This window comes from Microcoleus sp. FACHB-831 (assembly GCF_014695585.1).
GTDB lineage: Bacteria > Cyanobacteriota > Cyanobacteriia > Cyanobacteriales > FACHB-T130 > FACHB-831.
In genome coordinates this window covers 136,328-156,708 of the sequence record NZ_JACJON010000058.1, presented here as the reverse complement: position 1 = coordinate 156,708, position 20,381 = coordinate 136,328, and the positions used below count along the sequence as shown (strand labels likewise).

The following is a 20,381-nucleotide window of genomic DNA, read 5'->3' as shown; positions in this document are numbered from 1 at the left end:
TTTCTGCTCCAGAGGGTACGGCACAACTGCTACCACATATGCTGGTATAAAGCGCGATCGCTATAATTCCCTGGTTGAGGAGAAGAAAGCGATCGCGATAAACCGTTCATCTAGGAGTAAAGACACATTTTTGAGGATAGTGATCGCACTCACCCAACACTGAACAAGTGCGATCACTACTGGTGCAGTGAGGCCGTCTAACATCTGGTCAGATTTTCCCTAGAATGCGATCGCTTCCATTTGCTGAGAACTTTCTTTGAGCATTTGGGCGATCGCATTATTCGTGAAGGGAGAGCGCTCGCCTAGCATAGTATACCGAAAGTGAGCGCTCTCCTTATCAATAAATAACACAGCAAATATTAAGAGGAAATCCTAATATTAGAGATATAGAGCAGGGACGAGTACTTATGTTGTTTAGGTGAACCTTGTCAATGACTAAATCTATATCTTTATTGTGATAATACGCCTGAGTATGAAATCTAAAATATTATCTTCTGGGAGTCTCTCTCGTCTCCAGCTTCTAACAGTTCCCTTAGCACTTACTCTCACCTTGATTGGAGGGATCGGTTGGTATGTGTGGGATTCTTATCAAGCTTTCAAAAGAATCCAGACACAAGATATGCAGATTCAACAATTGAGTGCAGAGATTACCTATCTTGATGAAGTGCTAACGATGTCAGCTCACATGGCTGTTGCAACAGGTGATTCTCAATGGATAGAGCGTTACCAAAAATATGACCCCCAAGTTATTGCAGCGCTGGCAGAAGCGACAAAGTTAATCCCGACTGTTTTTGAGGGCAAGGCTAGCGAGCAGATTAATGCTTCTGCTCAAAAGCTGCTGGCTATGGAAGAAGAGGCGTTTCAGTTGGTTCAACGGGGTCAGCGGCAACTAGCATCCGAGCTTTTGTTTGGTCAAGAATATGAAACACAAAAACAGATTTATACAGCAGCAATGGGGCAGGTTACATCTGCTATGCAACAGTATGCAGAAAACTCGCTCAAGACACAAACCCAAAAAGCATCGATCGCAATCTTGATCGTGATTGCAACATTGATAATCTTAATACTGGTTTGGATTTTTGTGCTGCGGATGCTAGTAAACTCAATTCAATCAATTCGCGAGGTGAGTTCTACCATCTCTGCGGTAACTACTCAAATCACATCCGCTATCCAAGAGCAAGAAGAGTTAGCAGTAGAACAAGCTTCCGCCGTTAGTCAAACAACCGCCACAATGAATGAGTTAGGCAGTTCGGCGCGTCAGTCAGCAGAGCAGGTTGAAGTAGCCCTAATAGAAGCAAAGCAAGCTCTAAACTTAGCAGACAATGGAACTCAGGTTGTTAGTCAAACCCTCAACAGTATGGATACTTTGAAAAATAAGGTAGGAGCGATCGCGGATCGGATTTCCTGCCTAAGTGAGCAAACCCGACAAATTGGTACTATTTCTAGCTTGGCTAGGGACTTAGCCAATCAAACCAATATGCTTTCACTTAATGCTGCTGTGGAAGCAGTTCGGGCAGGTGAAGCTGGAAGAGGATTTTCAGTCGTTGCTTCAGAAATTCGCAAATTGGCCGACCAAAGCAAAGGATCAGCCCAAAAGATTGCTAATCTGGTCAACGATATTCAATTAGCCATTACCTCAACGGCTATGGTAACGGACGAAGGGACGAAAACCGTTAGTGAAGGCATGAATTTCACTCACAGGAGCGCTCAGACATTTAATAATGTTGCTAACGCTGTGAATACGATTACCCTAAATAGCCAGCAAATTTCGTTGACTGCTCAACAGCAAGCTGTTGCCATACAACAAGTTTTTGAAGCGATGAACTCTCTAAACCTAGGAGCAAGCCGAACAACTAATGTTATCAGTCAAACTAAAACCGCTGCTCAACAACTCAACGAAGCTGCCTCTAGCCTTAAAGAACTGGTCTAGTGTGTGTATTTAGTTGAGTTGAGTGCGTAGATACTCCCTATGCTACGATCGCTTCCATGTGCTGAGAACTTCCTTCGAGCATTTTGGCGATCGCATTCTTGATGAAGAGAGAGCAATTGCATATTACAGAGGAAGCGATCGCTTACGCCTCAATTTCCCAATCCTCAACCTGCAACCCCTCAATCCGCCTAAACTCTCGTGTATTATGTGTCACCAGAGTTAAATTATTTGCCAGAGCGATCGCTGCAATTTGCAAATCATAAGCCCCAATGGGTATCCCTTTAGTTTCTAACTGTACCCGGATTACCCCAAAGATAGTAGCGGCGAGATCGTCAAAAGGGAGTGAGACAAATTGCGCCAAGAATGCCTGTTGTAGGGCAAAGTTGCGTTCTGGATTAGCGCTTTTCATCGCTCCAAAGCAAAGTTCTGACTTGACAATCGAACAAACAGCTATCTCTTGAATCGGAACCGCCTCAAGCCTCTGCTTTAAGTTCAAATTTCTGCCTTTTAGATAAATGATGCAGACATTTGTATCAAGAAGATATTTCATTACAAGGGTTCGCGTTCAGGTTGTTCGTTTTGAGGATGCCTGATAAATGAGTCATCCTGAATACATCCGTAAAACTGTGAAACAGATGCAGCTTCAACACCTTTGGGCAGGCTAGTTTGATAGACAATGACAACCTCGATATCTGTATCTCTCATGTCAGGTAAATGAACCTTCAAAAGACCATCGCTACCGATATGGGATTTTAGTGTGATGCTGTGCATAGTTCTCACTCCGTACCTACAAACTGAATTCCTCACCCAATTCTTACAAATTCCCTGCAACTGGGCTATAGCAGCTTCCAATCCCTCAAATTCGTATCACGCACCTACCACGGCAGCACTTCTCCATTGGCGTGCCAAAAAGTGCCTGTGTTCTCCAGTGTCAACTCATCAATCCGAGCCAACAACCCCTTGACAGACTCTTCCGGAGTAATGCCACCAGACGTAAAATTCGTCATGCGGGTTTGAACTAACCCTGGATGCAGAATTGCCACTGCGATCGCACGCGGTTTGAGGTCGAGAGATAGCGACTTGCCTGCCATCGACGACGCCACTTTAGACATTCGGTAGCCATAGGAACTGCCAGAGGTATTATCTGCAATTGACCCCATCCGACTTGTCATCAAGGCGATTTTGGAGCCGGCTTTGAGAAGTGGCAATAGCGCGTGAGTCACTCGTAAAGGCCCCAGAGCATTCACCTCAAACTGCTCTCGAATGCTCTCAAAATCTAAGTCTTCCAGCGTGACGCGCTTGACAATTCCCGCATTGTTAATCAGGACATCGATGGTCGTACCATCAAGGCGATCGCGTAAATCTGTAACCGAAGCATCTGAGGTAATATCAATCCCCTCCTCAACCCGCACCCCTAGCTGCTTCAACTCTTCAGAAGCAGTGCGACAAATGGCAATAACTCGCTCTCCCCGTACTTGCAGCTGGCGGCAATATTCGTAACCAATTCCCCGATTAGCACCCGTGACCAAATAAGTTGCCATGCGAACTCCAATGTCTTGATTAGACGGACATCCCTAGACACTCATAGCCTATCGGAAACTGTCGCTTACCGTCGTGTTCCAGGTTGCTGGGTGCGATAATTACCCGATCAAAATCCAGGTGATGTTATCTGGAATTGGCTGCTTTACCGCTTATCCTCCGGCTTTCAGGCGGGGAATGAGCTTAAAGTGTTTCAATTTTCCAGGGCCGTCAGGTCGAGGATGGCTTGTAGCCCAGCATTCGGAAGTAGAGCCCTTGTTGGGACAGAAGTTCGTCATGAGTGCCTTCCTCGACAATCTCGCCCTCCTGCATCACAAAAATGCGATCGCAGTCTACGGCGGTTTCGAGTCGGTGCGTCACTAAGATAATGGTTCTTTTGCGACGCAGACGCTGGAGGGTTTCTATCACCCATTGCTCGTGCTTCAAATCTAGCGAACTCGTCGGTTCGTCGAGGATGAGTATCGGAGCCTTAGTAGCTAGCGCCCGCGCGATCGCTAAACGCTGCCGCTGTCCACCCGATAGGTTCTGTCCGCCCTCACTGAGAATAGTATCGTACTGCTCCGGCAAGGCGAGGATGAACTCAGCCGCCCCAGATTCCACCGCCGCCTCCCGAATCTCCTGCAAGGTCGCGTCCGCGCAGCCGTAGGCGATATTCTCCGCGATCGTTCCAGGGAAAAGCGGGCTGCCTTGCGTAACCAGTGCCATGTGTTTGCGGACATCGGCAACCTTAAGGGTGCGGATGTCGAAGCCATCGAGTTGAACGCTCCCCGCTGTCGGGTCGTAGAAGCGCGGCAAGAGATTGAGCAGGGTGCTTTTTCCCGTGCCGCTAGGCCCCAAAAACGCCACCATCTGACCCGGTTCGATAGTTGCATCGATCTCCCGTAACACGGGTCGCTCAGAGATGTACTCAAAGCTCACATCGGCAAGGGTTAGGGTGCGGGGATGGACGGGAAACGATCGCGCATCAGGCTCGTCCGCTATGGTGGGCGGCTCGTCAATGACCGTAAAGACGCGATCGCATGAAGCTACAAACGTCTGGATCTTGGTCGTGAACCCCAACACCCAACCGATTGGGTCCCAGAACTGATTGAGGTACGCCAGGAATACGATCAGATCGCCGAGGGTCAGTCCGTTCGGCACCTGGCGCAAGAACTGGTCGCGATAGACCAAGTATCCGCCGTAGCCGAAGATTACCCCGCTTCCTAGAGCGAAGACTACCTGAACCGTGAGCGGATAGAGGTTCTCTTGCCAATGAAGCCGCATAGAGGCACCAACGCTTCGCTCAACCACCCGCGTGAAGCGCCGCGACTCTGTTGCTTCTCGGCGGAAAGACTGAATCAGTCCGATCAACTCTATCGCTTGCTGCATGGTTGAGGTCATCACCGCATCCGTCTGCTTCGACTCAAAGGCTCGACGCCGAATCCTTTCCTCGAAGTACCAATTCGCGAGTAACAGAAGCGGCGTGAACGAAAGTGCGAACACAGTAAGAAGGACATGGCGCGACAGCATGATCCAAATCATCGCTGTCAGCGTCACCGAGGCGGCGGTGGAGCCGATCAGCGTATCGATCACCCCCCAGGGGCCGAGGCTGTCATAGCTCAACCGATAGATTGCATCACCCTGCGATCGCGAACCGTGCCAGCCTAGACTCAGCGCCTGCATTTTGTCGTATAATTCGGTGCGAACCCGCAAGGTTCCGTTGTACTGGATGCGGTAGTTCAACATCTTACGAAGCATGAAGACGGTATCGCTCATGATCCTGATGATCATCGCGACGAACGCCATTCCGAAAATTCGGTTCAGCTTGCCTTCGCCGAACGGGGCAAGAAACAGCGTATGAACCCAGTTAGGTTTCGGGGTCGGTGAGAGAACCGTATCAACTAGAATCGCCATAGGCCAAGCGTTGAGAAGGTTGAAAAGCACCGATGCCCCGATCAGAAGCAAGAGTGTGACGATCAGCCAGAAGTCCTTGCGGAAGTAGGAAATAGACCGGAGGACGATCCGCACCAACCAATGTTGGTTGATTGACGGCACCACCATTTTTGGTGAATTTTTATGGGGTTTTAAACGTGCTTTGAGTGGAAAAGTCATGAATGTGCTGGGTGACTCTAAGCAGGACAATGCACCAATACCAATTGGATAATGTCAGAGGACTGGAGAGGTCAGGAATCTACTTTAAGTTTTCACTCCTGTCCAAAAATCCTCGCTCGAACTCCTGTAATATCCCCTGATCAACAGGACATTTTTGTAGTTAGGTGTAAGAAGTTAATTAAAAGTTATCAACTTGACCCTTTCAACCCGTTAAACGGGTTTGAGCTTTCAGCCGGAACTTTAGTTCGCCGCAAGGTGTAATTGAAGCTTACATAATCTAGTCCTGCCAGTTCAAAAAAGCATCAATCATTTAGGTAAATCAACTGGGTGATGTGCAGCACATTACTTTGTTAAGGTCGGGCTGTTGTAACTGTTATGACAGAAACATTCGCGTATACAACTGCCGTCTTATTGGATTGTATCGGCTAGTAATAGAGTTGTTGTCCTACTAGAGCTACATACCTATCTATATGAAAAATCTCGACCAGTTGTCTTGGAAAAACGCGATCGCGCGTAGCGCAGCGCCAAAAGCGATCGCTCTGGCTGTTATGGCAACCATTGCCACTGGCGCGATTGCGCGGAGCGCAGCGCTGGAAGCGATCGCTCAACTCCCATCAACAGCCCAATCCTCAACCCAAACCAGCTCAACAACGCCAACAGCCTCTAACTCCAAAAAAGACTTTGAGCAAATCTACGATTTAAGCGGACATAAATACGATGTTACTTTCCTGACCTTCAATCAGAATAGTCAAATCCTGGTCAGTCATAGCGCTGGTACGGCAATCAAGCTGTGGAACCTCAAGACAGGTAAGCTGCTGCGTACCCTTAATGAAAAAGTATATGCCGCAGGTGTCGTTGCGGTTACTCCCGATGCCCAAACCTTGGTGACGGTTGACCAGAAAGCACAGGCTAATAACAAAACGATTAAGGTGTGGAACCTGAAAACTAATAAACTTCTCCGCACCTTGAACGGTCATTCACAACCTGTCAATCACCTTGAAATTAGTGCCGATGGGCAAACTTTAGTAAGTGCCAGTAATGACAAGAAAGTGTTGGTGTGGAACCTGAAAACAGGCAAACGCCTACAGACCATCAATCCCCAATCAACGCCGATTCTAGCGATTGCCCTTAGCCCAAACGGTCAGCTGCTTGCAACTGGTGGTGGAGAGAGTGTGGATCAAAATACCAGTAAGGACACCAGCATTAAGCTATGGGATAGCAAGACAGGAAAACTGCTGGGTACCCTCGAAGGACATACTAGCCCAATCAGTTCCATTGCGATCGCTCCCGATGGGCAGACTCTTGTCAGTGTTGCAGATTCCATCAAGATATGGAACCTGAGAACAAAGCAGCTTCTCCACACATTACCCGGAGTTTCCGGTTCCATTGCAATTAGCCCTGATGGGCAGAAGCTGGTTACGGCTGCTTGGGATCATTCAGTCAAGTTGTGGAATTTGCGGACTGGAACGTTACTTAAAACCCTGTTTGAGCCTTCCATTAACGACCAACACGTTGGTCGCATATACACAACCAGCATTGCCTTTAGCCCGGATGGCAAAACGATTGCCATCGGTTCTGGGGGTGTTTTGTCCACTCTTGGAATCAGTGTTTTGCGAGGGTCTTTTTGAAGCAGTGGCGATCGCATTTTGATAAGTTAGCGTCGTAAGAGAAATTCATCAAAACAGTGTCTTTGTTCGTAAATGCAAATCTCCAGATTGTGGATGCACAAAGGGAAGTTCCCTGGCGTGCAGATGTAACCGACTGACAGTTGCACGACATCTGTAAAGGCGATCGCCCAATATCGTAACAAATAATTTCTAAGTGACCGCTGCAACCTTGGCAGTATCACTTATTAAGTGTCCATCTTCCATGTGAACAATGCGATCGGCAATATCCAAAATGCGGTTGTCATGAGTAACCAGTAGAATGGTGCAACCTTGTTCTTTTGCCAGTGTTTGCATTAGGCTAACAACTTCACGACCGGATTTGCTATCGAGAGCAGCAGTCGGTTCATCAGCAAGAATGAGTTTAGGATGACTTACCAAGGCGCGGGCGATCGCTACCCGTTGCTTTTGTCCACCCGACAGATCGGCGGGATAGTAATTGATCCGATTTCCCAATCCTACTTGTTCTAGCATTTCGGCTGAGCGCTGGCGCATCTGGTGCAAAGAAATATTCTTGTGCAACTCTAAGCCCATCTTGACATTCTGGAGTGCTGTTAAGCTACCGTGCAAGTTGTGCGCCTGAAAGATATAACCATTGTGCCGTCGCGCTTGTACCAGTGCTGTCGGATTTGCACCACAGAGTTCTTGTCCTAACACCTTGAGACTACCCGATTGGGCAGATCGCAATCCACCAACTAAAGTTAGTAGCGTGGTTTTGCCGGAACCGGAGGGGCCAGTCATGATGATAATCTCACCAGCATTGATTTCTAAACTAATGTCAAATAAAACTTGTTTGCGGAGTTGACCTTGACCAAAGTAGTGATCGAGGTTGCAAATAGAGATGACAGGTTGAGGAGACATCATATAAACCTAAAACATATCAGCCGGGTCAGCGGATTGCAATTTGCGGGTAGCGATCGCTCCAGACAAGGTACACATCACCATCGTCAACATCAGCACGAAAATCCCTCGTGCCAGAGTCATGTAGAGAGGTAAATTCGTCGCGTTACGAGTCAGGCGGTACAGTCCTGCGGAAATAACAACACTAGGGAAAAAACCGATGATTGCTAAGATAACGGCTTCTTCAAACACCACCATGAGTAGGTAGCGATTGCGATAGCCCATTGCCTTGAAAGTGGCGTATTCTCCCATGTGTGCGTTCACATCTGTTGAGAGAACTTGGTAGACAATAATGACCCCAACAATGAAGCCCATTGTCACGCCCAAGTTAAAAATAAATCCAATCGGTGTATTCCTTGCCCAGTAGCTTCTTTCAAACTCGATAAATTCTTGCCGAGTCAGAACCTGAACATCATTCGGCAAGTGTGCTTTCAAAGCTTGTACTGTTTGCACTGGATCGGTTCCGGGTTGCAGTTGCAATAAGCCGACACTGACGCTGCTTGCCTGTCTGCGGGGAAACAACCGCAGAAAGTTTTGGTCGCTGGTAATCAGGTGTCCGTCTGCACCAAAGGAAGATCCGATGCGAATTGTGCCAGCAATGGTAACACTATGGCGCTCAATTTCTGTCTTCAGTGGCTGGTTTTGTCCGAGTTGCGCGATCGCTGCTTTGTAGTCTCCACGGCTACCGCTGTCAAACAAAACCGTGTTAGGCAGCTTAATCGAGTTTAATTGTTGGTTAATGTCCGGTTGCTCAAAGACTGAGCTATTAGGGTCAAATCCCAACATCAGCATACTGGTTTCGCGCTGGGTGGTCGGATGCTTCCAGTTCACCATGTTGGCGTAGAGCGCTTCCGCAGACTGAACGCCCGGAATATCCATTGACTGGTACAAACGCCGTCGCGGGAAGGACGACATATTGGTTAGATTGCGTGCTTGAGGGCTGATCAGAACGACATCGGCGCGAACGCTATTGTGGACAAGAACGGCACTGTTGAATAGCGCACCTTGAAACCCCAACTGCATCAACATCAAGACATCTGCAAACACGACACCCGCACAGGCTACAACCAGTTTTCCTTTTTGATGACTCAGTTGCAACCATCCTAAAGGTGTCCGGCGTTGGAGTTGTTGGAAGCCAATCATAATTTAATGACCACCTTAACTTGCTGATTCGTTAGTCGGGCAGCCTTGCCACTGGAGTCTGCATCCAAACGGATTTTGACTTCCACAATCCGCCCATCAATATTGGCGGACGGATCGCTATTCACAATGTCTTGGCGCAGCACTTTGTAGCCAACCTGTTCGACAGTACCGATAAGTTCGCTGTCGATGGAGTCACTACTCACCTGCGCCGTTTGCCCTGGACGGATGTTCTTGATGTCACTCTGATAAACTTCTGCGATCGCAAACATCTGCTGCGTTCGCCCAATTTCGGCAATCCCATCGTTGCTAATTAGTTCGCCTGGACGGGTGTAGATTTTGAGGATTTGACCATCCTGAGGCGATCGCACGGATGCCTGCTCTAAGTTTGCCTTGGCTTGCTCAACGGCTGCTAGGGCTTGTCTGACATCAGCTTGGGCTACCTGCACGTCAACTGGACGCACCTCTGCAATTCGATCCAAGGTGGCGCGGGCTTCATTTAGTTGCTGTTGGCGAGAATTCTGAGTGCGATCGCGGGCGGCTTGCGCTTCTTGGAGTTGCTTTTGGGCAGTTGTAAATGCTAGTCGCTTACTATCGCGCTGGGATGCCGAAACTGCTCCGTTTTGGTAAAGCGATGCGTAACGCTGATACTCCACCTGTGCATTTTGGACTTCCGCTTCTAGACGGGCAACGGTAGCGGCTTGCGTGTTCAAGTCCCCAACCCGTTCCGCTTCCAGTTGGGCTATCTGGGAGCGTTGCGCCTGGATTTCGCCTGTCTTTGCTCCTGCACGCACCTGATCGAGTTTGGCTTGGGCAACTCGCACCTGTTCTTGTGCCTGCATCACAGATGCTTGGAGGCGATCGCGACTGTTGAGTATGGCGATCGCTTGTCCTTTGCGAACGCGATCGCCTTCCTTGACTAACAGTTGATCCACTCGATTCCCTTCAGCAGATGTGGGTGCAGAAAGCGCGATCGCTTCACCCTCTGGCTCAAGCCGTCCCAACGCCGTCACAGTTTTGATTTGGGGCGTACTAATAACTGTGGATGGGGTGGTACTGGATTGCTGGATACGCCCTTGGGAAACGCTATATGCCATCACTCCTCCTGTTGCCAGCGTTGCAGCGATCGCCACCAGAGTCAGTGGTCGAGAAAGACGTTTAGAGGATGGATTACCTGCTGCTACTTCTTGCATCATCTGTCAGATTCCCCAGTTCTATGAGGTGACTAAACTAAACGGTTTAGTTTTCATACAACTAAACTAAACGGTCTAGTACAATAACGTCAAGGGAGTCCGGAAAATTCTCTAGAACTCCTAGAAAGCGAATACCTCTAGAATGACTGTGGCACTCAGGTCAGGAATGAATGAGACGGATGAAGATGACGGAAACGAAGCAGGATGGGTTGGGAGAAAAAGCCGAACAGATATTGACAGGCGCAATGCAAGAGTTTCTGGTGCATGGCTATGCCGCTACGAGCATGGATCGGGTGGCGAAGACGGCTGGCGTATCCAAAGCAACGGTTTACAGTTACTTTCAAGATAAAGAAGGACTGTTCGCTGCCCTCATCCAACAGTTTGCTCGCAGAAAGTTTTCCATCATCCAACGTTTGCTGCCGTTGGAAGGAGATGGTTCCGTGGTGCTGCGGCAGCTATTAACGAAGGCATTAAATGAGATCATTTGCGATAGTGAAGAAATTGCCCTGTTGCGGCTAATTATTGGTGAGTCTGGGCGCTTTCCCGAACTGGCGCAAATCTTTGTTCGGACGCTGGTAAAACCGGGCGTTGAAACCTTAAGCCAGTATCTAGCATCGTGTCCGAACTTAAAGATTGCCGATCCCGAAGCAACCGCACGCATTTTGTTAGGTGCATTAGTTCATTTCATGCTGGTACAGAAAATGCTTCACGGTCAGGATATTCTGCCGATGGAGAGCGATCGCTTGATCGATAGCCTGATGCATCTCCTCAAGGAAGCCTAGGCTTAAGTGGGGTTGAAAACCTTAGCAACGGTTTGTACTTCTTTGTTACCACATCCCGAACAGTTGATGATCTTCTGTTTGAAAGATTTAAACAGCTCCAAACTTTCTAATATACCGGGAACAAATTTAAGAGCGTCATCTCTGAAAACAATAGCAAAACCATATCTGATTGAGGTATTGATTCATCTAATCTAACTCTAGAGGCTAGATTACACAATCGGAAGCGCGATCGCAAACTCTGTACCTCCTCCCCATTCAGAATTTACTTCGATGGTTCCTCCGTGCTTTTCAACGATAATTTGATGAGCGATCGTCAGTCCTAAACCTGTTCCTTTTCCAACGGGTTTAGTCGTGAATAGATGGTCAAAGATACGTTGTTTAACATCTTTCGTCATCCCCATGCCATTATCTATAATTCGGATTGCAACCTGCTGTTCATTCTTCATTTCGGTTTCAACGATAATTTGGTTGGGACTTGCTTTAATCGCTTCATAGCTGCGCCCCAGGTTCGCTTCTTCCAAGGCGTCGATCGCATTTGCCAAAATATTCATAAATACCTGATTGAGTTGTCCTAAATAACACTCGACTTTAGGAATTTCAGCGTATTTTTTGATTACTTGAATTGCCGGACGATAATCCTGAGCTTTCAAACGATGTTGCAAAATCATCAGGGTACTTTCAAGTCCCTCATGGATGTTAACTGATACCTTGCAATCTACATCAGCACGCGAGAATGTTCTGAGTGATGTACTAATGTTGCGAATTCGCTCGATTCCTGTCTGCATAGATACGAACATTTTAGGTAAATCCTCTAGAAGAAATTCAATGTCAATCTCTTCCGCTTTTTGTTCAATTTCTATGCCAGGATTAGGAAAATTGGTTTGATAAAGACGTATGTAATCGACTGCATCTTTAACAGCAAGAGTAGCTTGCTCTAGATTGCCAGTAATACAACCAACTGGATTATTAATTTCATGAGCGATGCCAGAAACTAACTGACCAATCGTAGACAGTTTTTCATTTTGAATTAATTGCAATTGCGTTTTTTTTAATTCTTGGAGCGCGAATGTTAATTCAGACGTGCGTTTTTGAACAACTTGCTCAAGTTCTTGTTTTTGTTGTTCAAGTTCCAAGCTCAAACGTCGAATTTTTAAGTGGGTTTGAATCCGGGCAAGCGCTTCTTCTTGGCGAAACGGTTTTGTAATATAGTCTACTGCCCCTAAATGTAACCCTTTCACCTTGTCTGTGGTATCAGTCAGCGCCGTCATGAAGATGACTGGAATGTTTTTTGTAGACGGATCGAACTGCAATTTACGGCAGGTTTCAAATCCATCAATTCCTGGCATCTGGACATCCAACAAAATCAAGTCTGGCGGATAGCTCTTGGCTTGCTCAATTCCACTAAAACCATCCATCTCTACCAAAACTTCATAGCCACACGAACCCAAAGCATTATGCAGTAATTCTAGATTGGTTGGGTTATCGTCAATTACTAAAATAACTTCATGACTGGCATTAAATAACATGGTTTAATTGCTCCTGCGGTCGAAATCTGGTGTATTTATAGATGGGCAATAGGGGAAAATTACCCCACCTTTTCCTGAAGAAATTGGCGAATTTTCCGAATATTAAATTCTTTGACTAACAAACTTAATTTATTGACAAACGGCTGATAGCTTTCATCTAGCTGGGCAAGTCGTTCCAGTTCTTGTTGGATACCTTTGATTTGTCCTCGCTTGGCACATTCCAATAGGCTCGACAGTTCAGATAGGGGTGGCACAGCGAGTTCCGTTGGGGTTGCGTTTGCCAAGCGCGTTGCGATCGCTGGTTCAACAGGTTTTGCCTCGGCATAGATCCAGTCCAGTTGCAGATGTTTTGCCAAGAGGCGATATAATTCCTCGACTTGCACGGGTTTAGTTAGAAAATCGTTGCCGCCTGCTGCAAGGCTTTTACGCCGATCGGCATCATACACGCTTGCCGATGACACAACGACTGGCACATCCTTCAACGTTTCTGACTGGCGCAGAAGCGCCAGAAAATCCCAACCGTTCATGGTAGGCATGATCAGGTCAGTAATAATCAAATCTGGTTGAACTTGATGCGCCTTGTCCAACCCTTCCCGCCCATTGCAGGCTTCAATGACGGTGAATCCCAACGGTTGGAGCAAGTTAACCATGACCGAGCGATTTTCCCATCGATCGTCCACAATCAAAATGCTTTTGCGATCGCCTGTATAACCAGCAATTCGTCCTGCTTTAGTAACTGTGTTGGTTACTATCCAGTTCGTTGCTAAAGCACACTCAATCTCAAACTCAAACGTACTCCCGACGTTCGGTAAGCTCTTAACGTGGATATCCCCTCCCATCATCTCGACAATTTTTTTGGTGATCGCAAGTCCCAATCCAGTCCCCTCCGCTTGTCGCTTGGTATCGCCAACCTGCTCGAAGGGGAGGAAAATTTGCTCTAGTTGTGCTGGTAACATCCCAATGCCAGTGTCTTCAACAGCAAAGCGAAATCGAGCGAAGGATGGTTGCAGCGAACTTTCAATCACCTCGACTCGGAATGTGACGCTACCGGAGTCGGTGAATTTGATAGCATTGCCCAAAAGGTTCAGCAGCACTTGTCGCAAGCGTTTCTCGTCGGTGGCGATCGCTGTGGGCAGATTATCGGGTGGCTGATAAATGAACTGAATGCCTTTTTGGTCGGCGCGAATGCGGCAAATTTCCTCGACTCCTTGCAGGAAGGCAGGTAGATGTAAATCACTCAGATGCAGTTCCATCTTCCGGGCTTCGATTTTGGAGAGATCGAGTACGTCTTCGATCAGCGTTAGCAAATGAGAGCCGCAATTATAGATGATGTCGATGCCGTGTTGTTGCTGTTCGGTAAGGTTGGGGGCAGCAGAAAGAACTTGAGCATACCCCAGGACACCGTTGAGAGGGGTGCGGAGTTCGTGACTCATGTTGGCAAGAAATTCACTTTTAGCTTGGTTGGCAACTTCGGCAGAATTTTTCGCCTCATTGAGTTCAGTCGTCCGTTCTTCAACTCGTTGCTCCAATTCATCATTCGCTTGCCGGAGTTTTCTTTCTGCCTTGCGGTTTTCACTCGTCACCGCAGAGATGACAAAGGTGATGATCGCAATGACGCAAATAAACGATTGCAGCAAGATGAGCGATTCGTTGGGCGAGGCTTGTTTGGCAAACGAGCCGAAACCGCGAACGGTTCCAAAAACTGCGATCGCTGACACAATTAGCACGAGTAGCGTTGATATCCGCGCTTCAAACCGAAACGCCGACCAAATCAGCGGGGGAATTACCATGTATTCGATTGGATATCCTCCCGAAAAAGCTATATGGTCGAGCGCGATTACCCAGACTAATACAAATACAAACTCTATAATTTCTTGCTTGTTAAAGTTTCTGGGATGTTCAGATTTTTGCCACCATGCCAGCAATAGGGGTGTAACGACCAAAATGCCCGTGCTATCTGATGCCAACCAGGTACGAAACACTTCTGCAAAGGCTGTCCAGGGAGCAATCCCACTTGTGCAAAGCGTGACGGCGGCTAGGAGAGAACTGAGCAGAGGGGTGGGGATGGTCAGGATGATAAATTTAAAAACGTCTTGCGATCGCTCTAAAAAATTGTGGCGTTTGATGAAGCGATTAATTAAAAAAGTCCCGCTGAATGGAGTGAGCAGGTTGACAGCAGGAATAATCAGACTGATTAAAAGATTGTTTGGGAAAAAAAGAATATGACTAACTATGAAATCACTCACAAATAAAATTGGCCAGACGCGATAGCCCAGTATTAGCATCGCTGCCAAAAAGACACCGAGTGAAGGCCAAAATACGGAGGCACCATTGACAAATGTCGTGGATAATCCTACGTATCCTAAATAGAGGTGAACAGCCGGAATTACCAGTGCTGCTATCAAGAAAGTGCGGTCGAGTTTAACTGGGAATTTCTGCTTTATTGCCATCGGCTGCATTTCCGGTCTCCGCGCACATACCATAAGAGCAGCCAATCTCTAGAAAGGCTGCTACCCTTATAGTTCCCAAATTGAATTTGAATTTAACAGCAGGTGAGATTGAGATAGGTTAAGCCACAGAAATCTCAATTGGGGCTAAGGCAAGGACTCCTGCGTTTCAGATCATTTTGAAACTTACTAAGCTTGCCGAGGAGTCCTGCCCTCTTAATTTATTGATAAGTTTGCGCGGATGTTGGACGCGATCGCGTCCAAGCCATTACCGACCCGACTCAATCTCAGAACCTGACTCCTGCCGAGAAAGATATCTTAACCCAGGCTGGGGGAGACATTTTGCTATTCCAATTGGGCGGCCCCTTGAGCTTTGGAGCCGCCAAGATTATCTCTCAACGGATGGCAATCGTTAAAGACTATCAAGCCTTGGTGTTGGATCTGAGCGAAGTGCCATCGATTGGGGTTACGGCTGCCTTAGCGATCGAAACAATGGTCGAGGATGCAGTAAAACGGCAACGTCATGTATGGATTGTCGTCACACCCGGGCAAGTTCAGCGGCGCATCGAGAAACTTAAATTACAACGATTTTCCGCAGCAGCCAACAGCTTAAATGGACAAACTGATTCCATGCGATCGCCACAAATTTACCAAATTGAAACCCGCTTCCAGGCGTTGCAATCTGCGTTAGCGAGCGTTCAACCCGAAATTCCTTTGACTACCACAACGATCGACCCTTGAATAGCATTCCTCTGATTCCATTTTCAACCTTGATTTATTGCACTAGGTTCCATGTAGACAAGTTCCCAAATGTGGCTATCTAAATCTTGAAACCCATGTCCGTACATAAAACCGTGGTCTTGTGGTTCATTGTAGGTTGATCCACCAGCGGCGACTGCCTTGCGAACCATTTCATCGACTTGTTCTCGGCTGTCAGAAGATAAGCAAACCAGCACTTCTGTGCTTTTGGTTGCATCACAAATTTCTTTCGGAGTAAACGTTTTAAACTTGTCATGAGTCAAGAGCATCACGAATATGTCATCGCTGACAATCATGCAAGTCGCCGTTTCATCAGTAAATTGGGCATTAAAACTGAAGCCAAGTTTTGTAAAAAACTCGACAGACTGATTGAGGTCTTTTACAGGCAGATTTACGAAAATTTTAGTAGCCATGTTTTCTCCTTTTGAGAGTTCATTGCATATATGGAAGTATCGGCAAGGCGATGCTAATGTTCCGCTTGAGTCGTTTCACAAAAGACCACCAGTTGACCGTCTCATGCGTGGCAAGGGAGACTCAAGCCGTCACCAAAAACTCATCAAGACAGTCAAAGCTGGAGTTCCACCCTCCAATAACCCCCATCTCCTCATGCTTCCGGCGGTCTTCGGCAGACTCATGCACAATGCGGAGTGTGAGCTTGGTCTTGCCGTCCAAATCCTCGAAAAGCGCTGTCATCACGATCCCCTTTGGCAGATCGGCGTTCACGACCTTCTCAAAGCCTTCATCAAATTCATCACTGGTAACAATCCGTTCAAGAGGCACAATTTCGCGGAAGACACCTTTAACCGGGTACTCTGTGCCGTCTGGGCCAATCATAACGTAGCGCGATTTACCGCCTGGACGCAGATCCAGCTCAATCACCTTGGTCGTGAAGCCTTTCGGCCCCCACCACTGCGCTACGTGTTTCGGGTCAGTCCACGCCTTGAACACCAGTTCACGGGGTGCGTTGAAGACGCGGGTGATGACGATCTCGCGTTGACCGGAGGTCGGTCGTAGACCCTCGCTCTGAGCATCGGTGGAATCATTTTTGTTGGTCATCTTGTTTCTCCTGGGTTTGTAACTCGTGCAGGTAATCATCCAGCCGATCAAGTCTCTCTTCCCAGAATTGGCGATATTGCTCGATCCAATCCATTGCGTCCTTAAGTGGTTCCGCTTTGATCTGGCAGGGTCGCCATTGAGCCTCCCGACCCCGCGTGATCAGTCCAGCACGTTCCAGCACCTTGAGATGCTTGGAAATGGCAGGAAGGCTCATCTCAAAGGGTTCTGCTAACTCAGTCACCGATGCCTCACCCTTGGCGAGGTGAGCTAGGATTGCACGCCGGGTGGGATCAGCAAGGGCGGCAAAGGTGACGCTCAGTTGATCGGAAGACACTTTTATTTAACCACCAAGTTAATTAACTACAAGGCTAAATAAACTATCCAAGAATGTCAAGTGCTGATTTAAGCGATCGCTTGCTGCGTCGTGTTAGGTGTACTGTCCGAGATATTTAAGAATAATTCTCTGGATCTTCATAGGGTCCCAGAAATCTCTCCCCGTTGAAATGAATCATGTGATCGGGTTGATCTGCTACCCAAACTTCTGTTTCCCAAGAAATCTCAGCAAGATACCGAGTCATTTCCTTACGGCTTGGGAAAGCTGTAACAAAAACTAATCCCTTACGACTTGACTGAAAGAGCCGCTTTAATTCATTGTGACGTTTCAAGTTGACTGGACCATGACTAATCACAGCTTCTATCAATACAAGCCAATCTTGCCGCTCATAGTAAATTACAATGTCTGGCATTTTACCGTGAGGATCTAATTCAATCCCTATTTCTCGGAATTTCTGAGTTTCATTGATGATGAACTTATTTCCGGCATCGCCAACATACAGAACTAAACCTCCAGGTGTAAATCTGGGGCAGAAGCTTTCCAAAATATCTTTTATCAATATATTTTGTCCACCTGATGATAGCTGAATGGCTTGACCATCAGGCAAACTTACGGGAATTGTCGGAATATTTCGATTTCTATACTGCAATAGATTTGTGACTGAAACAGCATAATTTCGACGGGCTTCTTCCCATTGCTCAGAGCCATAGGCTTTAAGAAGTGACAATGCTTGTTGATGAAGTTGATAACACCATTTGGGGCTGTTAATTGGTCGATCAGGTCGATCTGGATTCTCAACAACTATCCCCATCTGCACAAACTGGTGCATTGTCTGCCGTCGAACTGTTTCGCGTGTATTGGGTGCGTATTGTTTTCCGTAGTAATCACGAAACCAATCCATCATTTCTGTAATTCCGCGTCTTGGTGTTGTCGCTTGATTCCAAGATGTTTCAGGCCGAATGTCTGCCAATGCAAGTAAGCAAAGTGCTGATCGTTCGTTCTGTTGCTCTCTGGGAGCAGAAATATCTTTGAGAATTGCAAGTGCTTCCTCAATTCGTTTGCCAGCCTGAACTGCATTTATTGCTTCGCTCATAATTGACAGAGTTTTGTGTACAACCGTATCAAGCTGCTTTTGATCAAAGTGAGAATCATTAATTTGCCTTCCTAGTCGCATTAGATCATCTTTGCAAGGGTATTTAATTTTACGCAAATCCGTTGCGTTGACTTGTGTGTGTCCACTGAACTGCCGGAAGTAACTGTCAAATAAAGTTGAATTGAGAAATGCAGCTAATCCTCGTGCAAGGTCGGGATTCATTCCCTTACCTCTAGCATGGTAGTAATTAAGATGATTCTCTATGCCTAGTGCTGGCGCATTTACGGGAGGACACACAGCAGCAACAATACGACGTTTTTCCTCCTTAGCAGAAAAACGCTTTGTTAAAACGTACCAACCCGATTGAACTAACCATTTTCCGGTTTCTTGGTTTTGTTCAATTGCGATCGACTTGCGAGGATTGTTGGGTGGAAATAAAACTTTCCCTGCTTTCATAGCTTCTGGGTAAAGTAGTGGAACACTTTGCTCATCCAAATAATTTCTCAAAGCTGATTTGAGACGAAAATCAACAACTGGACCTGTTGAAACTTTTAACCCAATTTCATCTAAAGTAGATGAAAATTTATCCATTTGCACTTTTAAAGCATCTTCAAGAGGGTTTGTGACAATATGAATAAAACTTTCCGGGTCATTTGTTTCAACAACTTGGTTGTAAGGAATAATTCTTGATTCTAAAAAATCATTTATATTGGTGCCACAACTACTACTTATTTCTACATGATTAGGCTTTTCTCCGGACTTTAAAGCATGAAAGATGATATTTTCTTGCAATACGCTATCTTCGCAAAAGGCGGTCGAGCGGCTCTCAAAAACATGAACTTTTTTAAGCTCGATTTTTTCAAGAAAAGCTTTACGAAAAGTACGATAATAAGCACCATTACAGAAACTTCTAGGCGTAATTGCAACTATCTCTCCGTCCTTAGCAAGCTGTAATACAGTAAGCCAAACAAACGCACTATATAAATTTACAGTTTCAATCCCAAGTTTTGAAATAATTTTTTTTTCGATTGATTGGTTGTTAATTTTCTTATAAGGTGGATTCAGAATCGCGTGAGTAAAACGAATGGAGGACGTAGTAAAAAGCGGCAAATTTATTTCAGTAAATGACTTTATAAAGCTTTCCTCATGTAAACAGTAATTTGCTTGAATACCTCTGCTTTCTAAAGCTACACAACACTTTATGAGGCATTCTCTTAAAGATGATATAAAAGTTGATTCAACTTCATATGCTGTTATGAAGCAGCTCTCAACCTTGTTAGGATTTGCCAATAGTCGCTCTACAAAGGCAGCCGTTAATGCCCCAACTCCGGCTCCGGGATCTAGAAGGTTGACGTGACCGGATAGACTGCTAAATTGTCTCGCCATAAAACGAGCAACCGGAGCAGGAGTCATAAACTGTCCCAATTCACTACGCTGCTTGAAATTCAGCTTTGAAGAGAAATGAATCCTGGCGATGTCAGCCGAGTCTGTAAGGAACGTCGTCATGCTCTCAATTTAGGGATCGATATGAAGACCTACCATATATTTGTCTTGTAGTACACCTAACTCATGATTCGACAGCTCCTGTCTAACTTTTAAAATTGGGATGTTATGTAGGTATTGTTTGTATAACATCCCAACCGTCTTCATAACAGACATATTTTGCTGCCAACTTTTGAATCTATAGAGTTTCAACCCGTCAAGAAGCAATCTCTTCTAGTATGCCTACAATAGGCTACAGACGTATTTGCAAGTCCTTTCTTTACCCTTCACCTGTATGATTTTTCCTCCCTGGTAAGCTTCTAGAACCCAATCCAACCAGCGATTCGCCTTAGAACTAAGGCGGAAAGTCTGTTCGTGGATTCCCCCTCCGTTTGCCAACGCCGTGAAGATGTTGCGCTGGTGTTCAAATTTTGAGGACGGGAGA

The 20,381-nt window shown here is 46.5% G+C and carries 19 protein-coding genes; 4 read left to right on the top strand and 15 right to left on the bottom strand.

Features of this window, described 5'->3' with window-relative positions; translation table 11 throughout:
- Positions 1–60: 60 nt before the first annotated feature.
- Positions 61–204: a hypothetical protein gene (locus H6F77_RS16215; protein WP_190427758.1), complete on the bottom strand. Its 144-nt coding sequence runs from the start codon at positions 202–204 to the stop codon at positions 61–63.
- Positions 205–472: 268 nt separating this feature from the next.
- Here H6F77_RS16215 and H6F77_RS16210 point away from each other — a divergent pair, with 268 nt between their 5' ends.
- The gene (locus tag H6F77_RS16210) at positions 473–1,930 is read left to right on the top strand and encodes a methyl-accepting chemotaxis protein (RefSeq protein ID WP_190427760.1); all 1,458 of its coding nucleotides are present in this window, start codon (positions 473–475) and stop codon (positions 1,928–1,930) included.
- Positions 1,931–2,072: 142 nt separating this feature from the next.
- Here H6F77_RS16210 and vapC read toward each other — a convergent pair whose 3' ends face one another.
- The 4 genes from vapC to H6F77_RS16190 form a co-directional block, all read right to left on the bottom strand.
- Positions 2,073–2,480 carry a type II toxin-antitoxin system tRNA(fMet)-specific endonuclease VapC gene (vapC, locus tag H6F77_RS16205; protein ID WP_190427762.1) on the bottom strand — a complete coding sequence of 136 codons (408 nt, stop codon included), beginning with the start codon at positions 2,478–2,480 and terminating at the stop codon, positions 2,073–2,075.
- Positions 2,480–2,701, bottom strand: coding sequence for a hypothetical protein (locus H6F77_RS16200; protein ID WP_190427764.1), 222 nt, complete (start codon positions 2,699–2,701; stop codon positions 2,480–2,482). The genes vapC and H6F77_RS16200 overlap by 1 nt, the downstream gene beginning before the upstream one ends.
- A gap of 104 nt (positions 2,702–2,805) precedes the next feature.
- Positions 2,806–3,471: an SDR family oxidoreductase gene (locus H6F77_RS16195; RefSeq protein ID WP_190427765.1), complete on the bottom strand. Its 666-nt coding sequence runs from the start codon at positions 3,469–3,471 to the stop codon at positions 2,806–2,808.
- Positions 3,472–3,679: 208 nt separating this feature from the next.
- Complete coding sequence (locus H6F77_RS16190) at positions 3,680–5,560, bottom strand: ABC transporter ATP-binding protein (RefSeq protein WP_199313355.1); 1,881 nt, start codon at positions 5,558–5,560, stop codon at positions 3,680–3,682.
- 470 nt (positions 5,561–6,030) lie between these two features.
- On the opposite strand from H6F77_RS16190, the gene H6F77_RS16185 reads away from it, so the two are divergent.
- Positions 6,031–7,188 (top strand): WD40 repeat domain-containing protein, encoded by a 1,158-nt coding sequence (locus H6F77_RS16185; protein WP_190427767.1) that lies wholly within the window; start codon positions 6,031–6,033, stop codon positions 7,186–7,188.
- A gap of 26 nt (positions 7,189–7,214) precedes the next feature.
- On the opposite strand, the gene H6F77_RS16180 is transcribed toward H6F77_RS16185, so the two are convergent.
- From H6F77_RS16180 to H6F77_RS16165, 4 genes are read right to left on the bottom strand one after another with little or no spacing between them, the layout of a single operon-like run.
- Positions 7,215–7,370, bottom strand: a complete 156-nt coding sequence (locus H6F77_RS16180; protein ID WP_190427769.1) for a hypothetical protein — start codon at positions 7,368–7,370, stop codon at positions 7,215–7,217.
- A gap of 7 nt (positions 7,371–7,377) precedes the next feature.
- Positions 7,378–8,085, bottom strand: coding sequence for a DevA family ABC transporter ATP-binding protein (locus H6F77_RS16175; RefSeq protein ID WP_199313375.1), 708 nt, complete (start codon positions 8,083–8,085; stop codon positions 7,378–7,380).
- A 9-nt stretch (positions 8,086–8,094) separates the two neighbouring features.
- Positions 8,095–9,267: an ABC transporter permease DevC gene (devC, locus tag H6F77_RS16170; RefSeq protein WP_190427777.1), complete on the bottom strand. Its 1,173-nt coding sequence runs from the start codon at positions 9,265–9,267 to the stop codon at positions 8,095–8,097.
- Positions 9,264–10,460 carry an ABC exporter membrane fusion protein gene (locus H6F77_RS16165; RefSeq protein ID WP_190427780.1) on the bottom strand — a complete coding sequence of 399 codons (1,197 nt, stop codon included), beginning with the start codon at positions 10,458–10,460 and terminating at the stop codon, positions 9,264–9,266. Before H6F77_RS16165 ends, devC begins: the two co-directional genes overlap by 4 nt.
- 167 nt (positions 10,461–10,627) lie before the next feature.
- Between H6F77_RS16165 and H6F77_RS16160 the strand changes: the two genes are divergently transcribed.
- Positions 10,628–11,239, top strand: coding sequence for a TetR/AcrR family transcriptional regulator (locus H6F77_RS16160; RefSeq protein WP_190427783.1), 612 nt, complete (start codon positions 10,628–10,630; stop codon positions 11,237–11,239).
- A gap of 209 nt (positions 11,240–11,448) precedes the next feature.
- Here H6F77_RS16160 and H6F77_RS16155 read toward each other — a convergent pair whose 3' ends face one another.
- Positions 11,449–12,765: a hybrid sensor histidine kinase/response regulator gene (locus H6F77_RS16155; protein WP_190427786.1), complete on the bottom strand. Its 1,317-nt coding sequence runs from the start codon at positions 12,763–12,765 to the stop codon at positions 11,449–11,451.
- Positions 12,766–12,824: 59 nt separating this feature from the next.
- Entirely contained in the window at positions 12,825–15,224 is a 2,400-nt protein-coding gene (locus tag H6F77_RS16150; RefSeq protein ID WP_190427789.1) for an MASE1 domain-containing protein, read from the bottom strand.
- Positions 15,225–15,479: 255 nt separating this feature from the next.
- On the opposite strand from H6F77_RS16150, the gene H6F77_RS16145 reads away from it, so the two are divergent.
- Complete coding sequence (locus H6F77_RS16145) at positions 15,480–15,953, top strand: sodium-independent anion transporter (protein ID WP_190428017.1); 474 nt, start codon at positions 15,480–15,482, stop codon at positions 15,951–15,953.
- A gap of 23 nt (positions 15,954–15,976) precedes the next feature.
- On the opposite strand, the gene H6F77_RS16140 is transcribed toward H6F77_RS16145, so the two are convergent.
- The 4 genes from H6F77_RS16140 to H6F77_RS16125 all read right to left on the bottom strand — a co-directional run bounded on the left by H6F77_RS16140 (position 15,977) and on the right by H6F77_RS16125 (position 19,960).
- A complete protein-coding gene (locus H6F77_RS16140) occupies positions 15,977–16,384 on the bottom strand; it encodes a VOC family protein (protein WP_190427791.1) in 408 nt (135 codons plus the stop codon).
- 121 nt (positions 16,385–16,505) lie between these two features.
- A complete protein-coding gene (locus H6F77_RS16135; protein ID WP_190427800.1) occupies positions 16,506–17,027 on the bottom strand; it encodes an SRPBCC domain-containing protein in 522 nt (173 codons plus the stop codon).
- Positions 17,011–17,361 (bottom strand): ArsR/SmtB family transcription factor, encoded by a 351-nt coding sequence (locus tag H6F77_RS16130; RefSeq protein ID WP_190427802.1) that lies wholly within the window; start codon positions 17,359–17,361, stop codon positions 17,011–17,013. The genes H6F77_RS16135 and H6F77_RS16130 overlap by 17 nt, the downstream gene beginning before the upstream one ends.
- Before the next feature lie 115 nt (positions 17,362–17,476).
- Positions 17,477–19,960 carry a BsuBI/PstI family type II restriction endonuclease gene (locus H6F77_RS16125; RefSeq protein WP_190489606.1) on the bottom strand — a complete coding sequence of 828 codons (2,484 nt, stop codon included), beginning with the start codon at positions 19,958–19,960 and terminating at the stop codon, positions 17,477–17,479.
- Positions 19,961–20,381: the final 421 nt, after the last annotated feature.